Consider the following 19,037-nt stretch of genomic DNA (forward strand, 5'->3'; position numbering starts at 1 on the left):
GGCAGGAACCATGCTTGCAAAGACGCTTCAGGCGGCCGGTGCTTTTGCACTGGCCGTCCTTGTCCCGGCTGCTCCGGCCGCGGCAATGCAGACGCTTGCCTTCACGGGCGGGACGGTCGTCGACGGAACCGGCGCGCCCGGCCGGGTGGCGGATGTTGTCACAGAAGACGGCCGGATCGTGTTTGTCGGCGCGCTGGATGAAAGCGGGCTGACGCCCGACCGGGTCATCGCGGCGGACGGGCTGGTCGTCGCGCCGGGCTTCATCGATCCGCACACGCACGCGCTGGCGGATCTCGCGGCTGACGATGCCGAACGCCGCCGCAGCGACAATATTCTCTTCCAGGGCGTGACCACGGTCCTCGTCGGCAATGATGGTGGGGGCGAGCCCGGCATTGCCGGTCTGGCTGAGGATCTGCAGGCACGGGGCATCGGTCCCAATGCCGGCTTCCTGGTCGGTCTGGGACCGATCCGGACTGCCGTGATCGGCGAAGAGAACCGCACGGCAACAGCTGATGAACTCGCCCGCATGGAAGCCATGCTGGCGGGCGGAATGTGCGAGGGCGCCATCGGCTTTTCCACCGGGCTTCACTACACCCCGCAGAATTTCGCGCCACTGGATGAAGTGGTGGCGCTGGCCACCGTGGCCGCCGAACGCGGCGGTCTCTATGACAGCCACATTCGCGACGAGAGCAGCTATTCCCAGGGGTTGCTGGCCTCGATCGACGAGGCGATCACGGTCGGCGAACGCTCCGGCGCGCCGGTCCATATCGCCCACATCAAGGCGCTCGGCCCCGATGTCTGGGGGCAAAGCGAAGCCGTGATCGCAAGGGTCGCGGCGGCGCGCGCAAACGGTCTTCGTGTCACCGCCGACCAGTATCCCTGGCGTGCCTCGGGCACGCGCCTGACCAATGCGCTGGTGCCGCGCTGGGCGCTGGATGGCGGCCATGACGGTTTGATAGCCCGGCTGGATGATCCGGCGGTGCGGCCGCGCCTGGTGGCCGAGATGCATGACAATCTGCGCCGACGCGCGGGCGCCGACGCCCTGCTGCTCACGCGGCCGTTGCGCGGGGCCGATCCGGCACTGGCCGGTCACACGCTGGCCGATATTGCCGGACAGCGGGACGAGGATCCGGTCGAAACTGCCATCGCCATTATCCGCTCCGGCGGCTACCGCGTTGCATCCTTCGTCATGGACGGGGCCGATATCGAAGCCTTCGCCGGTCAGGACTGGGTGATGACGGCGTCCGACGGATCGACCGGGCACCCGCGCCGCTTTGCGACTTTCCCCAAGGCCTATCGCGATCTCGTCGTGGACGGCGGGATGATGCCGCTGGAGCGCTTTGTCCGGCGCAGCACCGGCCTCACCGCCGATACGTTCGGCCTCGCCGGGCGCGGTTATCTGCGTGAAGGTCTTGTCGCCGACATCGTGGTCTTCGACCCGCACACATTCGCGCCGCGCGCGAGCTATGCCGCGCCGGAGGAATTGTCCGAAGGCGTGCGCTATCTGCTCGTCAACGGCGTGCTGGCCATCGAGAATGGTGCGACCACCGGCGCGCTGGCCGGCCAGCCGGTCCTGCGCGACACCAGCCATATCGATCTGTGCGAGGAATAGCTCTTGTCCTTCTGGTTCAACATCGTCCTCTGGAAACGCATTCTCCTGGCCCTCGCGCTCGGCGCCGTGGCCGGCTATTTCGCGGGTGACGCCGTCGAACACCTGCGCTGGATCGGCGATCTCTTCATCCGGCTGATCCGGATGCTGATCATCCCGCTCGTCTTCGTCACCCTGGTCTCGGGCGTGACGGCGATGAGCGATCCCAAACGGCTCGGCTCGATCGGCGGCAAGGCGATCGCGCTCTATCTCGCCACCACCCTGTTCGCGATCCTGCTGGGTCTGGCGCTGGCGGCCGGGCTGCGGCCGGGCGACGGGATCGACCTGTCCGGGGCGACGCCGCAGGAACTGTCCGAGCCGATGGGACTGACCGAACGCCTGCTGGCGATCGTGCCGGAAAATCCGTTTGCCGCCTTCGCCCAGGGTGACCTGCTGGCTGTGATCTTCTTCGCGCTGATGACCGGGACCGGCATCCTGATCGGCGGGGAAAAGACGAAAGCGCTCAAATCCGCCTTCGACGCAGGCGCCGAGACCATGCTGAACGTCACCGGCATCGTCATGGAATTCGCGCCCTTCGGGGTCTTTGCCCTGGTCGCCTGGGTGATGGGCACGAGCGGGCTCAGCGCCTTTGCCAATCTCTTCGTTCTGGCCGTGACCGTGGTGGCAGGCTGTTTCCTGCACATTGTCATCACGCACGCCCTGTTCGTGAAATTCCTCGCCCGCCTGCCGGTCATTCCCTTCCTGGGCGGGGTGCGCGAGGCCCAGCTGGTCGCCTTCTCCACCTCGTCGAGCTCGGCGACCCTGCCCTCCACCCTGTCGGCGGCCGAGCACAATCTGGGCATCAAGCCCGCCGTCGCCTCGTCCATCCTGCCGCTGGGCGCGACCGTGAACATGGACGGTACGGCGCTCTATGTGGCCATCGTGGCTGTCTTCGCAGCCCAGGCCTTCGGCATTCCGCTGGAGCTGCAGGACTATCTGCTGATCGCGCTGACCACCACGCTGGTGTCGATCGGTACAGCCTCGGTGCCGTCCGCCTCGCTCTTCCTGATCGCCGCCGTGCTGCAGACGATCGGCATGACACCGGAGCAGATCGCCCTTGTGGTCGGCTTCATCCTGCCCTTCGACCGCATTCTCGACATGACCCGCACCGTCACCAACGTCACCGGCGACCTCTGCGTCGCCACCGTCGTCGGGCGCTGGGAGGGCGAGATCGACGAAGAGGTCTACCGGGCCAAGCCGGTCGAATAACCGCGTACCCAATCCGACAATCCAGGGGACAACCGCCATGATGCCGTTTCTTCGTACGCTCTGCACCGCCACCCTGTGTGCCGCGACGCTCCTTCCGGCCGCGACCGGTCCGGCGGCTGCCCAGTCCTCGCTGCTCGACTATGACAGCATCGTCCATCCGGTCGTCGACGAGGACGGGATGGTGGTCAGCCAGAACGAGATTGCCAGCCGTGTCGGTGCAGAAATCCTCGCGGCCGGCGGTAACGCCGTCGACGCGGCCATCGCCACCGGCTTCGCACTCGCCGTCACCCTGCCGCGCGCCGGCAATCTGGGCGGCAGCGGCTACATGCTGGTCTATATCGCCGAGGAAGACCGGGTCCTGGCACTCGACTACCGTTCGGCCGCACCGGCCGCCGCGACTGTCGAGATGTTTCTCGACCGTCGCGGGCGGATCAATGACGCGGCCAATTACGGCCATCGCGCCGCCGCCGTCCCGGGAACCGTCGCCGGCTTCGCCGCGGTGCACGAACGGTACGGGGTGTTACCCTGGGCGGACCTTATTGCACCCGCTATGTCACTCGCACAGGACGGTATTGTCGTCTCAAGGGATCTCTCCGAAGCCCTGCAATGGGGCGAGCGGCGCCTGTCGAGTTCCGACGCCGCCCGGTCCGCCTTCTTCCATGCCGACGGCAGCCCCTATCAGTTCGGCGAGCGGCTGGTTCAGCCCGACCTCGCCTGGACGCTGCAGCGGCTGATGACGGCCGGCCCACGCGATTTCTACGAGGGCGAGATAGCCCAACGGATTGTCGCGGACATGGAGCGCAATGGCGGGCTGATCTCGATGGAGGATCTTGCGGCGTATGAAGCGCAATGGCGTGAACCGATCCGCACGACCTATCGCGGTCATGAGGTCGTGACCATGCCACCGTCGAGCTCGGGCGGGATCGCCCTGCTCCAGATGCTCAACATGCTGGAACATTTCAATCTCTCGGCGATGGGTGCGAACAGTGCCGCGACGCTGCACACCCTGTCGGAAGTGATGCAGCTTGCCTATGCCGACCGCACGCAATATCTGGGGGATCCGGACTATGTGCAGGTGCCGGTCGAGACGCTGATCTCCAAGGCCTATGCAGAGGAACGGGTCAGCCACGTTTCCCGCACGTCGGCATCGCCGGCCAGCGCCGTCTCGCCGGGCGATCCGCTCGCCTTCGAAAGTCCGGATACCACGCATTTCTCGGTTGCCGATTCCGCCGGCAATGTCGTCTCCAACACCTATACGCTGGGCTCGTCCTTCGGGTCGGGCGCCCTTGTCGAGGGGGCCGGTTTCCTGCTGGACAACCAGATGAAGAATTTCGCCCTGCGCTCGCATCTCAATGATGTGCGCGGGATGCAGTCGAATGTCGCGAACCGGCTGGAGCCGGGCAAGCGCATGACGTCCAGCATGACGCCCACCATCGTGTTCCGCGATGGCGAGCCCTATCTCGTTGTCGGCACGCCGGGCGGTTCCACCATCATCAATACGGTGCTGCAGGTGATCCTGAACGTGATCGACCACGACATGAATATTGCCGAGGCCGTGCAGGCGCCGCGCATTCACCAGAACTGGTATCCCGATGAGCTGGAAGTGGAGCCCGGCCTGTCGATCGACACGCTGCGCCTGCTGGGCAGCCTGGGCCACGAGATCGAGTTCTCCGACACGATCGGCAGCGCCCAGTGCATCCGCATTGCGGACGGAGTGTTCGAGGGCGCGGCGGATCCGCGGCGTCCCGACGCCCGGGCGGCCGGGGTCAGAAATGTCGGCACCCTGCCAGGCTATCGCTGGTAGGGCGCCGACAGGCGGGAGGGTCGGGGATCAGCCCTTGTGGGCGATGGCTTCGATCTCGATCAGCGCGTCGCCGGCCAGCAGGCCGGAAACAACCGTCGAACGGGTCGGGAAGGGTTCGGCGAAACGCGCGCGATAAACGGCGTTGAACTCACCCGCCAGCGCGGCATCGGTCAGCCAGACCGTGGTCTTGACGACATCGTCGAGCGTCATGTCGTGCCGGGCGAGAACCGCGGCCAGATTGTCGATGGCCCGGCTTGCCTGTTCGGTGATCCCGCCGGCGACCATTTTCCCGTCATCGCCGCGCGGCAGCTGGCCGGATATGAACAGCAGGCCCGCTGCTTCCCGTGTGGGGCTAAGGGGTGGCGGCAAGGGTTTTGAGGTCATGAGGGGCGTGTCCTTCTGATACCGGGTCGAAATCGGGTGCAATCTGGCGGGCAAGCCGCTCGCCGGACCCCATCGCCAGGGTCCAGCCCAGCATGCCGTGCCCGACATTGTAGGCGAGCGCCGGGCCGGCCTGTCCGATGCAGGGCAGGGAGTTCGGCGTCATCGGCCGCAGTCCGGCCCAGAAGCTCGAAGCGTCATCAAAGGCGGCAGCCTGTGGCAGAGAGGCCCTTGCGTGCTGTAGCAGCGTGTTGAGCCGGGCCGGGTCCGGATCGGCCGAGCGCCAGCCGAGATCGGCCAGTCCCGCGACGCGGATGCGGCCGTCGAGCCGGGTAAAGACAAGCCGCCGTGTCGTATCCGTCAGGCTGACCGTCGGCGCGGCTTCACCGGGCGGGGCGGTCAGCGAGTAGCCCTTCATCGGCATGACCGGGATCGAGACGCCGAAGGGGCGCAGCAGGCGGCGCGCATCGGCACCGGCGCACACGACGGCCATGTCGGCCTTCACAGCCTGGCCGTCGGTACACAGGAGCGCCTCGCCCGATGCCGTGCTGACCTCGCTGACGGTCGCGTCGAAGATTACCCGCACGCCGTAGCGCGCCTGCAGCAGCTCCAGCATGTTGCTGGAAAAGCGGAACGAGTCGCCGACGGCTTCATCAGGCGTGTAGATGATGCCGACCGCCCTGTCCGGCGCCGCATCGAGCGCCGGTTCGATCGCGCGGGCTTCGTCAAAGCTCAGGGCCTGCTGGGCCGCCGGCCCGACATTCTTCATCCCCATCACGCGGCGCGCCGCAGCGAAGGCGGCTTCGGTGTGATAGAGGTGCATCTTGCCGCGCACCGCATAGCCGAAATCAAGATCGTGAGTGGCCAGCAGGCTGGCCATCTGCAGCCGGGACTCCAGTCCCAGTTCGAGGGCTGCAAGCGTGTTGCGCTTGAACCGCCCGGCTGTGCAGTTGCGCAGAAAGGCCAGCAGCCAGCGCAGATAGTCCGGGTCGAGGCTCAACCGCATGCGGAAGGCTTCGCTGCGGCCGAGAAGCAGGCCGGGCATGTCACGGAACAGGCGCGGATTGGCGAGGGCGTCCGTGTAGAGATAGCTCAGCTGAGCCCCGTTCGCGTAGGACGCGCCGCGGCCGGCGGACTCGCGGCCGTCGATCACCGTAACATCCAGCCCGCGCCGCGCCAGGGCATAGGCGGTCGCCACACCGACGACGCCGGCACCGATAATGGCAACGGATTTCAGCGTGCGCGTCATGCCGCGTTTGGTCCCGCTTGTCTTGTGCGGGCAGGGGCCGGTCCGGGTGGCCGGCTGTCAGGACATGAGCACGCGTGCATGGTTCTTTCCGGCACGGGGTTGAAGCATATCCAGACCATAGAAAGTGCGCCGTGTCTTCGGCCACTTCATATTCGGACAGGGGCCATAACGCCGGTGCATACCCCCGCCTGAAACGCCTGCTCAGGCCTGTCCGGACGCTAGTGCCGGTGTGCGGGGCGGCCGGCTGAGGTCAGCCAGGCGGCGCCGTGCGACAGGGCCAGGCTGCTGGCGCCGGTGACGGTGACGACGCGTTCGGTCAGTTCGGAAATCCCGGCCAGCGCGCCGAAGAAGAGCAGGGCCAGGCCCGTCACGGCCAGCCCCCGCAGGGCGATGCCGCGCATGCCGCCCGGCCAGCGCCGCATGGCGTTGAGACTGACCAGAAGCGCCAGACCTGCCAGGGCGAGGTGGATACGCTCATCCTCCATCCAGACCAGCGCCGGCCCCAGCGAAATGAGGAAGGGCAGCGCCAGGCAATGCACAAGGCAGAGGCCCGAAAGGGCGATCCCGGCGGCATCCTGAGTGCGGCGCATGCGTTTTCTCCCGGGTAACGAAAATGACATGAGCGGCCCTCTTGAACGCTCTTTGTGTTATATAATAACGTATCGAAATGTGATCAACGGCAGGTCTGCCGAATTCGCAGGGAGATATGCAGTGGGACCGGATATTCTGATGCTTGCCGGCGCCGTATTGGCCTCGTCAGGGCTACATACGGGCGACACAGGTGCCACACAGACCCCACATAGCGATCACGATGCGCACCCTGATCACGCGGATCATGACGGGCATGAGGGACACGCGGCCCATGTCCACGGGGTCGGCCATCTGGGCGTCGCTATCGATGCCGATGGGCGGGTCGAGGCCGAGTTCGAGACGCCGGGCTATAATCTCTTCGGTTTCGAGCGCGAGCCGCGCGATGCGGACGAGGCGCGCCTCGTCAGCGAGGCCCGGTCCAGCCTCTTGGCCGAAGGCGTGGTTCTGCGGCTCGATCGCGATGCCGGCTGCGCCTATCTGGGCGGCGAGATCGCCGATACCGGCTATCACGATATCCGGGTGACCTACCGGTTCGACTGCGCGCAACCGCAACGTCTGCGCCGGATCGGTACGGGTGTCTTCGAGGTGTTCGAACGGTTCGAGACGATCGAGGCGGTGCTGGTGTCACCGGACCGGCAGATCGGCCTCGATCTGACGCCGTCAGCCCCGGACCATCGTCTGGCACCATGACGGTACCGGCTGTCCGTATCCGCGACCTGGTTTTCGCCTGGCCCGGCGGGCCGGCGGTGCTGGAGATCGACCGGTTCGAGATGGCCGCCGGAGAGGCGGTCTTCCTCGCCGGGGCGTCGGGCAGCGGCAAGAGCACGCTGCTCGGCCTGATCGCCGGGATCACGCCCTGCCGCGAGGGCGAGGTTTGCGTCCTGGGCACGCGCATGGATCCGGCCCGTCCCGCCCGGCGCGATGCCCTGCGCGCGGCGCAACTGGGGATCGTCTTCCAGCTGTTCAATCTCGTGCCCTATCTCAGCCCGCTGGAGAATGTCCTTCTGCCGCTGCGCTTTTCGGCGGCGCGGGCTGAGCGCTTGAAGCAGGACGGGACGGACGCGCACACCGAGGCGCGCCGCCTGCTCGACGCGCTGGGGCTGGATGCCGGCAGCCTGACCCGCCGGGTCACGGCGTTGAGTGTGGGACAGCAACAGCGTGTGGCGGCAGCCCGGGCGCTGATCGGCCGGCCGGGCCTGGTCATCGCGGACGAGCCGACCTCGGCGCTCGACCAGGATGCCCGCGACGCCTTCCTCTCCCTGCTGACCGCGGAGTGCCGCAAGTCCGGCGCCGCGCTGCTGTTCGTCAGCCATGACCGCACCCTGGCGGAGCGGTTCGACCGGCAGATCGAACTCGCTGCCATCAATCCCGCGAGGCAGGCGGCATGAGTGCGTCGCTTCTCACCCTGGCCTGGAAGAGCCTGGCCAATCGCGGTGTCTCGGTGGCGTTGACGATCCTGTCCATCGTGCTCGCCGTAATGCTGTTTCTGGGCGTGGAGAAGATCCGCACCGGTGTGCGGGCCAGCTTCGATTCCACTATTTCGGATACTGATCTTATCGTCGGCGCGCGCGGCGGGGCGATCAATCTCCTGCTCTATTCGGTCTTCCGCCTGGGCGATCCGACCGCGAATATCGGCTGGGACACGTATCAGCTGATCGCCTCGGCGCCGGATGTCGACTGGACCGTTCCCATTTCCCTGGGCGACAGTCATCGCGGCTACCGGGTCGTGGGCACGACACAGGCCTATTTCGAGCACTACCGCTATGGCCGCAGCCAGCCGCTGACGCTGGCCGACGGCCGGGTCTTCGACGGAACCCATGAGGTGGTGCTGGGCGCGGAAGTGGCCCGCCAGCTCGACTATGGCCTGGGCGGCTTCATCCGGCTGTCGCACGGGATCGGCGATGTCAGCTTTGCCGAACATTCAGGCCATGATTTCGAGATTGTCGGCATTCTCGCGCCCACCGGCACGCCCGTGGACCGGTCTGTCCATGTCTCGCTGGAGAGTATCGAGGCGATTCACGCCGGCTGGGAGAGTGGCGCGCCACCGTCCGGGCAGGCGGTGCGCGAGACCTCCGATCCCGGCACGCTCGAGCCCGACAGCATCACGGCGATCCTGGTCGGGGTGAGCTCGCCGATCCGGGTTCTGGGGCTGCAAAGGCAGATCAACACCTATCGGGGCGAGGCGCTGAGCGCGATCATGCCGGGCGTGGCACTGTCACAGCTCTGGCAGGTGATCGGGGCCGGCGAGACGGCCTTCAAGGCGATCTCGCTGCTGGTCGTCGTGGTCGGCATGACCGGCATCCTCACCGCCCTGTCGGCCGGGCTCAACGAGCGCCGCCGCGAGATGGCGGTGTTGCGGGCGACGGGTGCGCGGCCGCGCGATATCTTTGCCCTGCTGATCCTGGAAGCCGCTTCGCTGGCGGCCGCCGGCGCCGTGATCGGCATTCTCCTGGCGCAGGTCGGCTTTGCCGTCATCGCCCGCAGCGTGGCCGCGCGCTACGGCCTCGACCTGGCCGGCGGGCCGGGCCTGACCGAAATCCTTGTCCTCGGGGCCGTCACCCTGGCCGGCGCGCTGCTGGGCGCCTGGCCGGCCTGGCGGGCACAGCGCAATGCGCTGGCCGACGGCCTGTCCATCCGCTTGTGAGGTCCATCATGTCTTCCATCCGCATCTACCTGCTTCCCGTTCTTCTGCTCGCCGCCTGTGGCGCCAGTCCCAGCGGTGCCGACGCCTCGCCCGGCACCGAAGCCGCGGCGGCGGGCAGTTCCCGGACAGCAGAGGCCGTGCAGCCGGAACCGCAGGACGTAGAGGCCGAGGAGCCTGCCGAGCCCGAAGAGCAGGCGGCCGCCACTGCGGACGACGAAGCGCCGCTGCGGGCAACACCGCCGCCGCCCGGTCCGGACTTTCCGCCGCCGGACGAGAATGGCGTCATCACCATCAACTGGGACGATCTCCTGCCGGAAGGCGAGCTGGAGCGGATCGAACAGCTTTACAATTCGGCCTATGCGACGATGGAGATCAATCATTTCGGCGGCCAGATGCAGCAGATCGGCACGTTCAATGTCGAGCCGGCGCTGATCGGCCAGACGGTGCGCATGCCCGGCTTCATCCTGCCGCTGGATTATCAGCCCGGCGGCGCGATCGACGAATTCCTGCTGGTGCCCTATTTCGGCGCCTGCATTCACACCCCGCCGCCGCCGCCCAACCAGATCGTCTATGTCACGCTGGACGAACCGCTGCGGGTCGAGCGCTTGTGGGATCCGGTCTGGGTGACAGGCGAGCTGTCCTCGGACCGGCATATGAACGGGCTGGGCGATGCCGCCTACACAATGCGCCTGATCAGCCACGAGCCCTATCGGGACTAATCCAAGGCGCCTCAGTCCCGGCCAGAGAACACGCCGCGGCGCGCGAATTCGGCCTCCAGCCAGGCTTCGTCCTCGAAGGGCGGGATCATCTCGCGTGCGGGTCTCAGACCGGCGGCGTAGGCGAGGGCGGCGACGCGGCCCTGGCCGTTGAACAGCGTGTCGGGCAGCATGTCGGCGATCGGGTCGGCATAGGCGGTTTCCGCCAGCAAGATAAAGATGCGGCGCAGCAAAATGGCTGACGGGAACGCCCGGATGGTGGAGGTGATTGTGCAGGCCGACAATGCCCGGCATTGCCGTCCGGCCGTCTAGCGCTACCACCTCGAACCCTTCGGGGCCGTCACGTCGACGCTGTCACCCACGGCCCGGATGCGGCCCTCCTCGATCAGGATGGTCTGGTCCCGCCACGCCGGTGTGCCCGATCCGTCGATCAGCTGCAGACCGGTCAGCGCCAGACGCGGACTGTCGGTCCGCACATGCTGCGTCACCGGCTCCGACAGGCTCTCGGGGGGCTGGGCTGCCGAGGCAGTGCAGGGTGCAAGGCTGGCCAGACCCGCGGCAAGCATTGTCGCAACGGCATGCCGGAACATGGTTGAACTCCGGTGCTCCCGATATAGTCGCCATGTTACATGTGTCGCGAAAAGGGCAACCCGCCGCTGCAGGCGGCGGGCCCCTCCTGACCGTGACAGGCGCCTACTCGCCCGGCAGCGTGCCCTCCGCGGCGCGCTGGCGGACATTGTCGAGCAGCGCATCCAGGCCGGCCCGGTCATGCAGCCGGCCATCGGCGATCACGGCCGCGATGGCGCGGGTGCCGGCGATGTCGTCCAGCGGATTCGCGTCCAGCAGGAGAAGGTCGGCCTCGGCTCCGGCCTGGACAGTACCCAGCGTGCCGTCGCGGCCAAGGTACCGGGCCGGCGTCGCGGTCGCGGCGCGCAGTGCGTCCATCGGGCCCAGTCCGGCCTCGACCAGGCGGGCCAGTTCCTCATGGGCGCTGATGCCGGGAATGATCATCGTGTCATTGGCGTCGGTGCCCACCATCACCGCGACGCCTTCTTCATGGGCCAACGCTGTGACCTGCAGTCCCAGGGCGTAGAAGCGGGCATAGTGATCGCGGACTTCGGCAGGTTCCGCGGCCGTGCGATCGAGATCGGCATTCCAGTGCTGGCGCTGGAAGCCGGGGATGTAGGCCAGTGCCGGATGGTCGCGATAGGCCGGGTCGCCGGCGCGCGCATCCATCTCGCGCGTGCCGTGGGTGGGGACGTAGTAAGTGCCGTTGGCCGCCAGTTCGCGCATCAGGGCGCGGCAGGTGTCCGCGTCGAAGCTGGCCACGGTGCGCGAAAGCCGTTCCGCATCGTCCGGCCATTGCGCCGTCTCGTCGCCGCCGATCACGGCGCGGATGCGGGCGTGGTATTCGGCGCCAAACCCGCTGCAATCGGTGACAATATCCTTGGCGTGCTCCAGCGTGCGCTGGCCGGCCGCCGAGGCTTCCGCAGCGGACAGCACGAGCGGGATATGACCGGACACTTCCAGGCCGAGCTCGCCGGCCCGGTCCATCAGCCCCTCATAGGCGGCCGGGAGGATGGCGTGATACATCTTCACCAGATCGGCCCCGCGCGCATCGAGATAATCGGCAAGGGCCCGGCCCTGCTCTTCCGTTTGCGGCGTGAACATCGGATCGGCATCCGGCGGCAAATGGCCGGTGCGGTCGCTCTGCACGAAGGCGCTCGACAGGCGTACCAGATCCGGCCCGGCCAGCGCTCCGGCATCGATGCGGGCATTGTAGGTCACCAGATCGTCCCGGCACAGGAAGGGCGGGGTCTGCGGCTCCCAGCAATCGCCGGCCATGTCGCGCACCGAGGTGATGCCATGGGCGAGGAAGAGGGCGAGGCTGGTCTCGGTGACCGGCGCGACATTCGTGTGCACATGCATGTCCATCAGGCCGGGGATGAGGAAGCGGCCCCGGCCGTCGATGGCGCGGACGCCCTCGGGCGCTGCCGCCAGGGCAGCAGGCTCCACCGCGGCAATCAGGCCGCCGGACAGGGTGACCGTCATGTCCGGCCGGACCGTGCGGCTGGCGGGATCGATCACGGTGACATGGATGATCTGCAGCGTGTCCTGGGCGTGTGCCGCGGTGGACAGGCAAAGCGCGAGGGTCGCGGCGGCGAGGCGGGACGGCGTCATGGGCAAGGGCTCCTTGGCGTTTTCAGGCTGCGGAAATCGCAGCGGGTCTGAGCCCTTGGATGCGGGCATCGCCCGATCCGGATGACGCTGAAAAAAGATCGCCTGCCCGTCATCCGTGGCAGCATGTGCCTGCATCAAAGCGCAAACAGGCAGGCTGGAGGTCGCCGTGGAAGACGATATCGTCGCCAAACTCATCCCGATCCTGGTGGTGGCATTCCTCGCGGCCATTCCGATCAGCGCGCAATTCTTCGCCTACCGCAAACGCAAGGCGGATCTCGCCACGATCCGGCTGCTGGTCGAGCGCTGCGAGACGGTCGACCAGGCCGCGCTGGCGCAGATCGCCGGCGGGACGCGGCGGCGCTTCCGCGACCTGCGGCGCGGGCTGATCCTGCTGGCGCTGGTCCTGCCCGGCCTCGCCCTGGCATTCCTGATGGAGAGCCTGCGGGCCCAGCTCTTCGTGCTGGCGATTGCCGGCCTGCCCTTCACGCTGGGACTGGTGCATCTTCTCTTCCATTTCCTGCTGACCGGCCGGGACGAGCGCTAGCGGCCGATGACCCGCCGGCCGCTCCGTCAGCTCAGCGACAGCAAGCTGATCCCGCTGTGCCAGGCAGCGGGGGATGCGGATGCGTTCGAGGAGCTGGTGCGCCGGCACCAGGCGGCCCTGACCGATTTTCTCAACGCCTCGATCCGCCACCGGCAGGATGCCGAGGATCTCGCCCAGTCGGCGCTGATCAAGGCCTTCATGCATATCCGCCGCTATGACGGACGATCGGCCTTTCGCACCTGGCTGTTCGCCATCGGCTATCGCGAGCTGTTGATGCTGACCCGGCGGCAGCGCTCGCACCGGCGCATTCTCGACCGGTTGCGCGGCGAGGTGCGGCCGCTCGTGACCGGCGATCCGGACTGGCCGATCGATATTCGCGCCGCGCTGGATGCGCTCGCTCCGGAAGAACGCGATGTCGCCATCCTGTGCGAGATCGGCGGGCTGACGCATGTCGAGGCGTCGCGGGCACTCAAGGTGCCGCTGGGGACGCTGAAGTCACGGGTCAAACGCGCAAAGGAGCGGCTGGCGGCGCGGCTCGCCCCGCAAGAGGAGGACGCAGATGAGCCGTCTGACTGACCGGGCCCGGCGGCGGGCCGCGATATTGTCGATCCGGCTGCGGCTGGTGCGTCACGGCCGGGCGATCGTGTCGACGCTGATCCTGCTGGCCTGGCTGGCCGGCCTCGGCTTCGCCCTGCCTGTCGTTGCCGATTTTGCCGAACAGGACACGCCGGGCTTCGGCCTGGTCGTGCTGTACATCGCCCTCTCCGCCCTGGCGCTGGCCTGGTGCGAGAGCGAGGGGTGATGGCGCCGGGCCCGGACGTCCTGCGCTACGGGGCGGCCCATTCGCGCCCCGGCTTGCCGGCAAGATAGCCGCTGACCAGGTCGAAACCCGGCATCTCGCCGCGGATCGCGGCGAGCAGGGCGTCCAGATCGCTCCGGCCATCCAGAAAGCCGCGCCAGGCCTTTGCGATGGCGACCATGTCGCCCGTGTGCGGCGACAGGCGCAACGCGCTCACCCCGCTCTGCCGCAAGGCGGCGGAGGCAAAGGGCGACACATGCAGGGCGTGGGACAGGGTCTGCACGCCGTTATAGGCGAGGAAGGGGATGCCATCGAGCGTCTCGACCCCGGCGCCGTCGGGGTCTTTCTCGCAGACATACTGGCAGCTGTCCTTGGTCAGCCCGTTCTGGCGGGCGTGATAGCAGCGGCCGGAATGGGCGAGCGGCAGGCGGCCGAAGGCAAAGAGCTCGACCTCCACGGCCGGATTGCCGGCGGCGATGGCCGAGATCGCGTCGAGCGACAGTTCGACCCGCGGACACCAGCGCTCGCAGCCCATCGACGCCAGGAGGGCGAGGGCGGCTTCATTGTAGATGTTGAGAAAGGGGCCTGCGACGAAGGGCCGGTCCTGGCGGTCTTTCAGGGCGCCGAAATCATTGATCTCGACGATGCTGTCGCCCTGCATCAGATCCCGCGTCATCCGGCGCTCGCGCTTGTTGACCGGTGAGATGAGGCCGGACCAGACGACGGTCTTGCCGCCGCGCTCCAGGCGCTCGGCCGCCGCCACGATCGCGTCAATGGCCAGCGGCGAGCGCTTGCCGCAGACGATCTCGCCGAGATGGACACGCTCGACCGGTGCCTCGTCGGCGATGCGGGCATAGAAGTCGGCCAGGCGGCCGGCGGGCCAGTTGAAATAGAGCGGGCCCAGGGTGAGGCCGATGGATTTGGATGTCAGCGCCATGTCTTGCGGTATGCCCCCGTCGTGCTGCGATGCCCCTCGGTGAGAGCGGCCAGTGTGTCTGCGGTGCCGGTGCGCTGACCGGCAAGCACGGCATCGATGGCCGTGCGGAATTCGCGGGTGACCTGCTGGACATAGGCCTTGCCGCGCTGGCGCCCCTCGATCTTCAGGGCGCTGACGCCGGCGCGGATAAGGTCGGGCAGGACGTCGATCGTGTTGAGGCTGACCGGGTCCTCGAAGATGTGGCTGGCCTCGCCCCTGTCGACGAAACGGCCCTTGCAGATCGTCGGGTAACCGACCGGCTGGCCGGCAGCGCTGCGGTCGATGGTGAGTCCGGACAGCTTCGCCGAGCGCTGGCCGTCCTCGCTGGAATAGCTGACACATTCGGACGGCGAGCAGACGCCGGACAGGTTGGGCGAACGGCCGGTGACGTAGGAAGAGAGGTCGCACCGGCCCTCGGTCATCACGCACAGTCCTCCGAAGGCGAAGGCCTCGATCTCGACGGGGATTTCCTTTGCCAGGGCGGCGATCTCGGGAATGGACAGGATGCGCGGCAGGACGACCCGTTTCACACCGAAGCGTTCGGCGTAGAAAGCGATGGCTTCCGGCGTTCCGGCGGCGGCCTGGACGGAGAGGTGCAGGCGCAGTTGCGGATGCCGGTTTGCCGCGTGATCGAGCACGGCGAGGTCGGCGACGACGATCGCGTCCGCGCCGCAGGCGGCCGCCGTATCGACGGCCTCGGTCCAGGGCGCCGTGTCGCCGGCCGTGGCGAACGTGTTCACGGCGAGCAGGACTTTTGCGCCGCGGGCATGGGCGAACTCGACCGATGCCGCCAGCTCGTCGGGCGAGAAGTTCAGCCCGGGAAAATTGCGGGCATTGGTGGCGTCGCGCAGGCCGCAATAGACGGCGTTAGCCCCGCTCTCCACCGCCGCGTGCAGGCTGGCCGGCGTACCGGCCGGGCAGACGAGTTCGAGCATCAGGCCAGCCTCCGGATCAGAGCATCCATGCCGGGCGGAAGCGGCAGGGGCAGAAGGTCGCGCCAGTCCAGGCCGGCCGCCTCGATTGCATTGCGCAGGGCAACCAGGGGCGCCATCTCGCCCTCGATCACCAGTTCTGACGAGAAGAAGGCCGCATCCCCGTCATCCTCGCCCTGGAAGATGGTGAGAAGACACTCCAGCGGTGCTTCCACCCGCACATTGACCGGCCCGGGTGCGGATTTCGGCAGGGCCGTGACGGTGCCGCCGGCACCGGTCAGCGCGATCTCGAAGGCGACGGGGTATTCCACGGGTGCAATCCGGATCACCGTATTGCGGGCGGCGTCCAGCCGGTCGTGAAGACCAGGATGACGGCGCAGCACCCGGCGCAGGCTCAGGGTCAGCATCGCGCTGAGCGGTGCCAGGGCAATCCTCGCGGCCTGCGGCGACTGCCAGGGCGGCGCGGCGGGCAGCGCAAAGGGCGCGCGTTCGAACAGGCGGGCGGGACGGCGCCAGGATGCCGGCGGTGATGTCGTTGTGGAATGCATGGAGCCCCCTCGGTCCGGTCGTTGTCCGGTCTTCAGGGGTAATCGAAGTCACAGGGCTCGCCCCCGCGGCATACGGGCGCACGGCCGGAATGTCGCAGGGTCACGCCTGGGTGGCAGTGGTGGCCGGATCGCGCCAGGCCATCTCGACAAAAGCGCCGGCACCTGGCGAGTGCGGCGCGGGCTCACCGGCAATCACGAAGCCGAGGCGCTGGTAGAAAGCCCGTGCGCGGTTGAGGGGATGGACCTGCAGCGTCACCGGCTTGTGTTCGGTCGCGGCCTGGGCGCACAGGCTGCGCACGATGATCTCGCCGATCCGCCGGCCGCGATAGGCGGGCAGGATATTGAGGTCGAGAATACGGATCTCGTGGTCGCGGAAATCGGCATACAGCCGGCCGATGGGCTGGCCGCACCACTCGATCACGGCATATTTGGCCAGGGTGAAGGCGTTGAAATAGACGTCGTGCTGGGCGGCGTATTGCTGCTTGTAGATCTTCGCCAGCAAGTCATCCTTGCCGGCCGCCCTGAGCGGCTCGAACTCCCAGGCCCGACCGGAATCGTGGACGGCGCGCAGGAAGGCCTCGTCCTTTGCCTGGGCCGGACGCAGATTGAGGTCGAGCGGATTGACCGCGGCACTGGATGTCTGGGACGGCTGATACATGGTTTTACCGGATGCTTTGGGCGTGCGGTTGCGGCGGCAGACGGTGCGGCCGTCCCGGGTTCTGGCCCGGGACGGCCGGGACCGGTCAGCCCAGGACGATCTCGTAAGTCGGTTCGTCCGGATCGGTGACCCGGTGGACGAGCAGGGCGTGCTCGCCGATGTCCGGATGAGAGAGTGTGTGGGTTCCGGCGATCACGCCGGTATCTTCCGGTCCGGCGAAAACCAGGCTCATCGGCGCCCGGAACTTCTTGCCCGGCGCTTCGCGTGTCTCGACCTTCTTCAGCGTGACAGTGTGACCGTCCAGCTCGAACGCCTTGCCGACCAGCGTTTCGAAGTCTTCCGGTTTGAGATCTTCAAGCAATTTCACGATGGGGCTCCTCCCCTGATCAGCTACGTGACGGGTAGATGCCGTACAGGCACATCTGGAAATTCACGGCCTCGTAGGGCGACTGGGTGTGAACCGGCAAACTGCCGCCGGACATGTTCGTCATCCCGTTCACCGTTACCTGTTGCGCCGGAATGGTGATCGGGCCCATCTCACCCGGCGGGTTGGACAGGGTCGAGCCATAGATGCGGTTGGTGCTGCTGGTTGCAGCCATGAAGTTGCCGTCCGGCGTGGAGGCGTCCCCGCCGCCCGTTGTCACGGGCAAGCTGGCCGTACCGGCCTGGGTCTGGCCGGTGATCGACATGTCGTGATGGTGCATCGGCAGATCGAGGATCGTCAGTGTGGTGGTTTCACGGCCGCCGGTCTGGCCGAGGACCTTGTTGCTCAGGCCCGGGCCTTGCCCGTAGCTGATTGGGGTCCGGCTGCGCAGGTCCGGCAGGGCGAATGTCGTGCGGCCGTCGCCGCCGTAGAAGTTCTGGACCAGCGAATACAGGGCGGTGTTCTGGCTGATCGCCATAAGACCGCCGGAGCAGGCGCCCCAGTTCTGGATTACGAAATTGCAGCCGAAGGCTGAAATCATGCTCATATAGGCTTCCATGCCCATCTCCCTCGAGCAGTGCGGCGGGCGCCCGAAGGGTGCGCCGCCGCGACAATCCGGATGATCAGCCGATGATGAGTTCGTAGGTCGGCTTGTCGCCGCCATTCACGCGGTGAATGTGCAGCAGGTGATCCCCCAGTTCCGGGTGGGAGAGCAGGTGGGTGCCGTGATCCACATCGATCTCCTCGTCGGCGACGAAGGTGATGCTGGCCGGGGCACGGTGTTCCGGCGTAGGCGCTTCGCGGATATCGACACTGTCGAGCGAGACCGGCTTGTGGGCGAGCTGGAATGTGGCGCCGACCAGGGCCTGGAAGTCCTGTGCGGTCAGTTGATCTGTTTTCTTCATGACAAGGCTCCTGGCTCGGTTAGGCGCGCGACGGGTAGATGCCGTACATGCAGATCTGGTAGTTCACGGCCTGGTAGGGCGACTCCGTGTAGACGGGCTGGCTGCCCCCGGAATTCATCGTGCTGCCTTGTACACTGACCTGCTGCGAGGGCAGCGGGATCGGGCCCATTTCGCCGGGCGGGCTGGACAGGGTGGAGCCGTAGATGCGGTTGGTGCTGCTGGTTGCGGCCATGTAGTTGCCGTCCGGCGTCGACGCGTCGCCGCCGCCCGTCGTTACCGGCAGGCTCGTTGCGCCAGGTTGTGTCGCCGTCGTGATGAAGAGCGAGTGGTTGTGCATCGGCATCTGGGACTGTGTGAGGGTCACCTGTTCGGTGCCGCCCTTCGCGCCGATATTGTGGAAGCTCAGGCCGGGACCCTGGCCCCAGCTGATGGCGGCCCGGCCGCGCAGATCCGGCAGGCCGAATGTCGTGCGGCCGTCGCCGCCGAAATTGGTTCCGAGCAGCGAGAAAAGGGCATCGTTCTGGCTGATCGCGATGAGGCCGCCGGCGCACTGCCCCCAGCTTCGAATTACGAAATTACAACCATATGGCGTAATCATGCTCATGTAGGCTTCCATATGTCTCTCCCCTGCAAGCCGGCGGTGAGCCTGACAGAAAACGCATAACTTACAAGTGTGTCCTGGAAAAATAATCGTTCAGGATGGGAAAATTTCCTGAAAAATGGGGTCATTCGATACAAAAAAGCTCTTCATAGTTGTTATCGAGAAAATTCCCGCGAAAAGAGCATTCTCGGGTTTGGTGGCAATTCAGAGATTTTCGTTGAGCGGCC

24 protein-coding genes are annotated in these 19,037 nt (G+C 66.9%); 10 read left to right on the top strand and 14 right to left on the bottom strand.

The genetic code is table 11. From position 1 onward, the window contains the following. Positions 1-10: 10 nt before the first annotated feature. From PKE71_RS10035 to ggt, 3 genes are read left to right on the top strand one after another with little or no spacing between them, the layout of a single operon-like run. The gene (locus tag PKE71_RS10035; RefSeq protein WP_271186834.1) at positions 11-1,612 is read left to right on the top strand and encodes an N-acyl-D-amino-acid deacylase family protein; all 1,602 of its coding nucleotides are present in this window, start codon (positions 11-13) and stop codon (positions 1,610-1,612) included. Between the two features lie 3 nt (positions 1,613-1,615). Further along, complete coding sequence (locus PKE71_RS10040) at positions 1,616-2,857, top strand: dicarboxylate/amino acid:cation symporter (protein ID WP_271186835.1); 1,242 nt, start codon at positions 1,616-1,618, stop codon at positions 2,855-2,857. Between the two features lie 37 nt (positions 2,858-2,894). Then, positions 2,895-4,661, top strand: coding sequence for a gamma-glutamyltransferase (ggt, locus tag PKE71_RS10045; RefSeq protein ID WP_271186836.1), 1,767 nt, complete (start codon positions 2,895-2,897; stop codon positions 4,659-4,661). 27 nt (positions 4,662-4,688) lie between these two features. Here ggt and PKE71_RS10050 read toward each other — a convergent pair whose 3' ends face one another. From PKE71_RS10050 to PKE71_RS10060, 3 genes are all read right to left on the bottom strand, one after another. Then, positions 4,689-5,045 (bottom strand): RidA family protein, encoded by a 357-nt coding sequence (locus PKE71_RS10050; RefSeq protein WP_271186837.1) that lies wholly within the window; start codon positions 5,043-5,045, stop codon positions 4,689-4,691. After that, on the bottom strand, positions 5,014-6,291 hold the full coding sequence (locus PKE71_RS10055) for an FAD-dependent oxidoreductase (protein ID WP_271186838.1): 1,278 nt from the start codon (positions 6,289-6,291) through the stop codon (positions 5,014-5,016). Before PKE71_RS10055 ends, PKE71_RS10050 begins: the two co-directional genes overlap by 32 nt. A gap of 218 nt (positions 6,292-6,509) precedes the next feature. Further along, positions 6,510-6,881: a MerC domain-containing protein gene (locus PKE71_RS10060; RefSeq protein ID WP_271186839.1), complete on the bottom strand. Its 372-nt coding sequence runs from the start codon at positions 6,879-6,881 to the stop codon at positions 6,510-6,512. 121 nt (positions 6,882-7,002) lie between these two features. On the opposite strand from PKE71_RS10060, the gene PKE71_RS10065 reads away from it, so the two are divergent. Genes PKE71_RS10065 through PKE71_RS10080 form a run of 4 tightly spaced genes read left to right on the top strand, consistent with a single transcriptional unit; the run spans position 7,003 to position 10,245 of the window. Next, entirely contained in the window at positions 7,003-7,572 is a 570-nt protein-coding gene (locus PKE71_RS10065; RefSeq protein WP_271186840.1) for a ZrgA family zinc uptake protein, read from the top strand. Continuing rightward, complete coding sequence (locus tag PKE71_RS10070; protein WP_271186841.1) at positions 7,569-8,270, top strand: ATP-binding cassette domain-containing protein; 702 nt, start codon at positions 7,569-7,571, stop codon at positions 8,268-8,270. The genes PKE71_RS10065 and PKE71_RS10070 overlap by 4 nt, the downstream gene beginning before the upstream one ends. Then, entirely contained in the window at positions 8,267-9,526 is a 1,260-nt protein-coding gene (locus PKE71_RS10075; protein ID WP_271186842.1) for an ABC transporter permease, read from the top strand. The genes PKE71_RS10070 and PKE71_RS10075 overlap by 4 nt, the downstream gene beginning before the upstream one ends. Positions 9,527-9,534: 8 nt before the next feature. Beyond that, positions 9,535-10,245, top strand: a complete 711-nt coding sequence (locus PKE71_RS10080; protein ID WP_271186843.1) for a DUF3299 domain-containing protein — start codon at positions 9,535-9,537, stop codon at positions 10,243-10,245. Between the two features lie 11 nt (positions 10,246-10,256). Here the strand turns inward: PKE71_RS10080 and PKE71_RS10085 are convergent, their stop codons facing one another. The 3 genes from PKE71_RS10085 to PKE71_RS10095 form a co-directional block, all read right to left on the bottom strand. Then, positions 10,257-10,454, bottom strand: a complete 198-nt coding sequence (locus PKE71_RS10085; protein ID WP_271186844.1) for a hypothetical protein — start codon at positions 10,452-10,454, stop codon at positions 10,257-10,259. A gap of 102 nt (positions 10,455-10,556) precedes the next feature. Next, positions 10,557-10,832 carry a hypothetical protein gene (locus PKE71_RS10090; protein ID WP_271186845.1) on the bottom strand — a complete coding sequence of 92 codons (276 nt, stop codon included), beginning with the start codon at positions 10,830-10,832 and terminating at the stop codon, positions 10,557-10,559. A gap of 103 nt (positions 10,833-10,935) precedes the next feature. Further along, on the bottom strand, positions 10,936-12,423 hold the full coding sequence (locus PKE71_RS10095) for an amidohydrolase family protein (protein WP_271186846.1): 1,488 nt from the start codon (positions 12,421-12,423) through the stop codon (positions 10,936-10,938). Between the two features lie 166 nt (positions 12,424-12,589). On the opposite strand from PKE71_RS10095, the gene PKE71_RS10100 reads away from it, so the two are divergent. From PKE71_RS10100 to PKE71_RS10110, 3 genes are read left to right on the top strand one after another with little or no spacing between them, the layout of a single operon-like run. After that, complete coding sequence (locus PKE71_RS10100) at positions 12,590-12,967, top strand: hypothetical protein (protein WP_271186847.1); 378 nt, start codon at positions 12,590-12,592, stop codon at positions 12,965-12,967. 6 nt (positions 12,968-12,973) lie between these two features. After that, positions 12,974-13,543, top strand: a complete 570-nt coding sequence (locus PKE71_RS10105; protein ID WP_271186848.1) for an RNA polymerase sigma factor — start codon at positions 12,974-12,976, stop codon at positions 13,541-13,543. Further along, positions 13,527-13,769: a hypothetical protein gene (locus tag PKE71_RS10110; protein WP_271186849.1), complete on the top strand. Its 243-nt coding sequence runs from the start codon at positions 13,527-13,529 to the stop codon at positions 13,767-13,769. The genes PKE71_RS10105 and PKE71_RS10110 overlap by 17 nt, the downstream gene beginning before the upstream one ends. Before the next feature lie 25 nt (positions 13,770-13,794). Here the strand turns inward: PKE71_RS10110 and ubiV are convergent, their stop codons facing one another. From ubiV to PKE71_RS10150, 8 genes are all read right to left on the bottom strand, one after another. Next, on the bottom strand, positions 13,795-14,703 hold the full coding sequence (gene ubiV, locus PKE71_RS10115) for a ubiquinone anaerobic biosynthesis protein UbiV (RefSeq protein WP_271186850.1): 909 nt from the start codon (positions 14,701-14,703) through the stop codon (positions 13,795-13,797). Beyond that, on the bottom strand, positions 14,694-15,677 hold the full coding sequence (ubiU, locus tag PKE71_RS10120) for a ubiquinone anaerobic biosynthesis protein UbiU (protein ID WP_271186851.1): 984 nt from the start codon (positions 15,675-15,677) through the stop codon (positions 14,694-14,696). Before ubiU ends, ubiV begins: the two co-directional genes overlap by 10 nt. Beyond that, entirely contained in the window at positions 15,677-16,222 is a 546-nt protein-coding gene (locus tag PKE71_RS10125; RefSeq protein ID WP_271186852.1) for an SCP2 sterol-binding domain-containing protein, read from the bottom strand. Before PKE71_RS10125 ends, ubiU begins: the two co-directional genes overlap by 1 nt. A gap of 100 nt (positions 16,223-16,322) precedes the next feature. Further along, positions 16,323-16,880 carry a GNAT family N-acetyltransferase gene (locus PKE71_RS10130; RefSeq protein ID WP_271186853.1) on the bottom strand — a complete coding sequence of 186 codons (558 nt, stop codon included), beginning with the start codon at positions 16,878-16,880 and terminating at the stop codon, positions 16,323-16,325. A gap of 85 nt (positions 16,881-16,965) precedes the next feature. Further along, positions 16,966-17,247, bottom strand: coding sequence for a DUF6916 family protein (locus PKE71_RS10135; RefSeq protein WP_271186854.1), 282 nt, complete (start codon positions 17,245-17,247; stop codon positions 16,966-16,968). A gap of 19 nt (positions 17,248-17,266) precedes the next feature. Next, complete coding sequence (locus tag PKE71_RS10140) at positions 17,267-17,863, bottom strand: phage tail protein (protein WP_271186855.1); 597 nt, start codon at positions 17,861-17,863, stop codon at positions 17,267-17,269. Between the two features lie 64 nt (positions 17,864-17,927). After that, positions 17,928-18,209 carry a DUF6916 family protein gene (locus tag PKE71_RS10145; protein WP_271186856.1) on the bottom strand — a complete coding sequence of 94 codons (282 nt, stop codon included), beginning with the start codon at positions 18,207-18,209 and terminating at the stop codon, positions 17,928-17,930. A gap of 19 nt (positions 18,210-18,228) precedes the next feature. Continuing rightward, positions 18,229-18,813 (bottom strand): phage tail protein, encoded by a 585-nt coding sequence (locus PKE71_RS10150; RefSeq protein WP_271186857.1) that lies wholly within the window; start codon positions 18,811-18,813, stop codon positions 18,229-18,231. Positions 18,814-19,037: the final 224 nt, after the last annotated feature.

This window comes from Maricaulis virginensis (assembly GCF_027922185.1).
Taxonomy (GTDB): Bacteria; Pseudomonadota; Alphaproteobacteria; order Caulobacterales; family Maricaulaceae; genus Maricaulis; species Maricaulis virginensis.